Below are 4635 nucleotides of genomic sequence, written 5' to 3'. Positions count from 1 at the left end.
CGGTAATCAAGAAATCCTCCACATCGAGATCAACCTCGATGCGATAGATGCGCTCCAGCAGCTTCTGCAGGACATTCAGGCGCATAATCCTAGAAACGGCAGTTGGACGCGTCCGAGTGTGCGGCGGGCGGGCCGGATGGCAAGCCTGTCCTGAGCTCGGTCGAAGGGCCTGTCCTGAGCCCCGTCGAAGGGGCGCGACGAGGCAGCGAGGTAGTCTCCCGCGATGAGAAGCAACGCCGCCAGGCAGCTCGCCCGCCGTGCAATCGGGTGCGTAGCCTTTTCACCTAAGCGGTGAGATCGGTAGAAGGTAGGACGGTCAGAATTCATGCGGCTTTTCTACTCCTTCTAAAGCGGCCAACTGCCGTTTCTAGGAAGTGGCGCCTCCTTCAGTTGTGCCGGCGACTGATCGAGCCTTGGGCCGGCTCTATGCCCAGTTTCCTCAGCTTGTCAGCCGCGCGCTTGCTGCCGGTTCGAAGCCAGATTTCGTAGAGCCTCATAATATCGGTGCACGAATTCAACGGCGTTCTTTCCCCGACCTCCGACAGTACGTCCACGAACGATTGGAACTTTTCGGAAAGCTCGCCAAAAATCGCGCAGAAAGCTTTGCCTCGTAAGGTGCCTCGGTTAAGGTCGCACAGATATCCATAGGCGGTACCCCCCATGGCGATGTAATAGTCGATGTCGACGAGCTTTCGATTGAGGCTGGAGGAAAACAAGCCGGATATCAATAGCGCCACGTCTCCGAGCCTGCGCAGAATTTGATGCCTCTCTTCCATGCTCGCCGCCTCCACGGCTTCAGCGTAGATCAAGGCAAGTGGCTGCAATGTGACGCCTTCGGCGGTACGGGAAAACAGCTTGTCCGCCTGGGTGAAATAGGCAAGCAAGTTGACGATGTAGTAGACGGTGTCCTCTCCGGCATCGACTTTTTGATTCGATAAAGCCGTTGTTACCGATTCCCTGAAGAATTCCTGGACGTTTACATCCGTAATCAAGTTCGCGTCGAGGTTTTCAGGCGCCATCATGTCTAGACCTCCAAAGAGTTAAGATCTACCCCAAAAAGCGACGAATCCGCCCGTGTTGCAAGCCGATCATGAAACTTCTCCTCGAGTATAGCAACTGTCCGTGAGCCTACGCCTCCGGTATGCCGGGAGAAAAAACGGATTATCCATTGGACGACGACGAGCGGTTGCGGTTCTCCTTACCGTGATCGATCAGAGCTTTTGCCCCAATTCAATCAAGGTTATGTCGCTTATCGATAATACAGGCAAAAGCCGGACCATTCGGGCGCCGTAACCCGATGGTGGAACAGCGGACCTATTGGCAGACCGGTTTAACTAACGGCAGGCGGGAGGAAGCAAATTTCTGAGGCAAGCAAGCTTTAACAGGCCGGCGGCACTGATCGAGTCGGTGATTGTGCCGTCCATCACCATGCGCACCGCCTCCAGCAAAGGCAGCTTCTTGATTGTAATAGCCTCCGTCTCTTCGAAGTCCGGTTCGCCCTCCACCAAACCCTCCGCAAGGAACACATAGCCTTCCTCGTCGGTAACCGAGTTCGTGGTATGCAAGTGCATGAAAACACTCCAGTCCTTGGCTATCAGGCCGGTTTCCTCCTTGAGCTCGCGTTTCGCGGTCTCCAGAATGTCTTCACCTTCGGGCGAACCGCCCATGGGAATTTCCCAGAAATAGGCATCGGGCACGTAGCGATATTGGCCGACTAGCCAAGTATTGCCTTCGGCGTCTATCGGTATGATGCCGATAGCCTGACTCTTGAAATGGATCCTGCCATAAATACTCAACCCGCCGGATGGATTGATCACCTCGTCCTCGTCCAGACGAATCCACGGATTTTCGTAGACTTCCCGACGCCGAATCAATTTCCAAGGGTTGTGCTCCGACATAAATCAACGTCCGTGAAATGCGGGACTGAATTCGTGCACGGCTTCGATCATCGCCTTGGCGTGCTCGGGATCGACATCGGGCAATATCCCATGTCCCAAGTTGAACACATGTCCCTCTCCGTGACCGTATTGCTCCAAGACCCGCTTTACTTCGGTGCGTATGGCCTCGATCGGTGCATACAAAGCCATAGGATCCAAATTGCCTTGCAGCGCGACCTTGTGCCCCACTCGTCGACGCGCCTCTCCGATGGGTGTGGTCCAATCCAAGCCTAAGGCGTCGAATCCCGTTTCCGCCATGGCTTCCAGCCACTGTCCGCCGCCCTTGGTAAAGAAGATGGTCGGTATGATTTTGCCGCCGTGGCGCCGATTCAGCTTGTCGAGTACGCGCTTGGCGTAAGCCAAGGAGAATTCTTCGTAATGCGCCGCCGGCAGAATTCCACCCCATGTGTCGAACACCATGACCACATCGACGCCTGCGGCGATTTGGGCATTGATATACAGCGCTACGGCGTCGGCCAATTTTTCCAGGAGATCATGGAGAACCACGGGTTGCTCGTACATCAATCCCTTGACCCTGCGAAACTCCTGCCCGCCGCCGCCCTCGACCATATAGGTGGCCAAAGTCCAGGGACTACCCGAGAACCCGATAAGCGGAACGCTGCCGTCCAGATTTTGTTGAATCAGGCGTACAGCATCCATGACATACCGCAAATCGGTTTCCGGATCAGGAACCGACAGCCGGCGCACATCCGCAGCACTGCGGACCGGATTTCTGAAATGGGGCCCCTCGCCTTCGACGAACTCCAGACCCAAACCCATGGCATCCGGCACCGTGAGAATATCGGAGAATAGAATGGCGGCATCCAGACGGAAGCGCGCGAGAGGCTGCAACGTGACCTCGCAAGCCAGTTCGGGCGTGCTGCACAATTTCATAAAACTGCCCGCTTGCTCCCTGACGCGACGATATTCGGGCAAATAGCGGCCCGCTTGGCGCATCATCCAAACCGGGGTCCTTTCGGTGGGCTGTCTCAATAGTGCACGGATAAGACAATCATTTTTAGGTGCATTCATGGCATCACGCAAATCAATGGCAGAAAGATCGGGTTACAGCAATGGGCGTAAAAATCGACACTCGGGAGCAAGACATGGCATTCACGCCGAATTCATAACACGCCTTTAGAACATCCGTTCGATTAATTTCAACGAGCCGAAGAATCAACCGACGAGCTAAGCTCCGCATGCCGCGGCATCATTCGCCGAATCTCTTGGTGAATAGATTTCATCTGTCTGGGCAAAGGCTGACCGACGGAAAGGGGTAAAGTCGCCGTTGCTTCCTTGGCCGCAGGCAGAGTCGGATAGATTCCGAAAAACAGCGGATAGAGATCACTGCTCCCCTTGCGGGAACGAAAACTGGCCAGTTCGCTGCCCGGCGGAAATTGTTTGGCCAGCTTACGCACCGCGTTCAATCGGGAAACGGCGACGATCTGCAAGGTGTAGGCTTCGGGACTTTGATTCATCAGCCATTCGGCACTCTTAAGACCTTCCATAACGATCTCTGGCGATCTCGAACGCTCGCTCTCTTGCGCACCCGATTGGCCCCTCTTCGCCTCAGCTTCAGTTACAGCGCCGGCCGGCGGCAAACGGTCCGGCGACATCTCGATCTGCGCCTCCGACATGCTTTTCGGTTCTTCCATGACCGAAGGCGGTAGTGGCTCACGCTGGGTGTCCGGTTCTATCGGCTTATGAGCTTCAACTGTTTTCTTCGCCTCCGCTTCGAACGTACGTGTCGCTGCCATCTCTACCGATTCGCGAATCGGTAGGCTCTCCGACTTTTCGCTCTCGGCTAGCGGCAAAGGCACAGATGACGATTGTGGATCAGTAAGCGGCTCGTCAAGATTCGGGGGCTGGACAGCTTGGGCCTTTTCGGAGTCGGGAGAGACAACGGAGACCATCTCGGGATTTTGGACAACAGGGCCATCGTAAATCTGTTGGTCCGGCTCCGGGATCTGCCGCGAGAACATCAAAAAAAACGCGTAGGCCGTTGCGCCAACCAATAAGCCGGCGCCGGTAAGCCAACCGACCTTAGTCGATATCGCCGCTGTGGCCGATCCGTAGGGAGATCCCAGAATTTCGATCACTTTGCCAGGAATTCCTCGACTTCTGGCATGCAGCCGTTTTACGAAGGATTCCGTAATTCCGTGCTCGGTGACCAATTCAGGCAACGTCACCCTCAATTGGTCCGCGAAGAGTCCGCATTCCTCTTCCGATAGTGCGGGAATCTCCAATATAAACGCATCGCCAAGAGCGGATTTGTCGGTGTCGGATTTTTGCGGCATTTCTTCGGTGCGCATTGCGAATACCAAGCACAAGGAAGGATAACGGCCAGCTAACTGCCATAAGGCGTCTAAAAGCCCCGACACGAGCGCGCCGGCATCGTCGAGCAGCAGCACCACGTTTCGACGCTCCTTGGCATAGCTTTCCAGCAAATCGGTCAAATCCGCTCCCGACGATGCCGATCTCGATTTTTCCTGATTTAAGGCGCGGGACAACTCATCGACGATGCGCTCAAAACTCACGCCGGGCGCTGACGTCAAATAGCAAACCGTTGCAAGTGGCGCCAAGCGGGTCTTGAGAAGACGCAAGAAGGTTGTCTTGCCGATGCCTTCCGGTCCGCATACGACGATGGGCTGAGCCAAGTTAACCGCCAAGTGCGAAAGCAAGTCGAACTTTTGTATGC

General features: G+C 55.4%; 4 protein-coding genes. All 4 read right to left on the bottom strand.

The window, feature by feature from the left end:
- Positions 1-386 precede the first annotated feature (386 nt).
- Positions 387-1022, bottom strand: coding sequence for a hypothetical protein (locus tag ABJK70_RS20675; protein ID WP_205780634.1), 636 nt, complete (start codon positions 1020-1022; stop codon positions 387-389).
- A 312-nt stretch (positions 1023-1334) separates the two neighbouring features.
- The gene (locus tag ABJK70_RS20670; protein WP_077728008.1) at positions 1335-1898 is read right to left on the bottom strand and encodes an NUDIX hydrolase; all 564 of its coding nucleotides are present in this window, start codon (positions 1896-1898) and stop codon (positions 1335-1337) included.
- Positions 1899-1901: 3 nt separating this feature from the next.
- Positions 1902-2969: a uroporphyrinogen decarboxylase gene (hemE, locus tag ABJK70_RS20665; protein ID WP_347258963.1), complete on the bottom strand. Its 1068-nt coding sequence runs from the start codon at positions 2967-2969 to the stop codon at positions 1902-1904.
- Positions 2970-3097: 128 nt separating this feature from the next.
- The coding region (locus ABJK70_RS20660; RefSeq protein WP_347258962.1) for an AAA family ATPase at positions 3098-4635 on the bottom strand (1538 nt) is incomplete at its 5' end.

Source organism: Methylocaldum sp. (assembly GCF_039794385.1).
In the GTDB taxonomy this organism is placed as follows: domain Bacteria; phylum Pseudomonadota; class Gammaproteobacteria; order Methylococcales; family Methylococcaceae; genus Methylocaldum.
The sequence above is the reverse complement of the archived record's forward strand: the minus strand, read 5'-3'. Positions and strand labels throughout refer to the sequence as shown.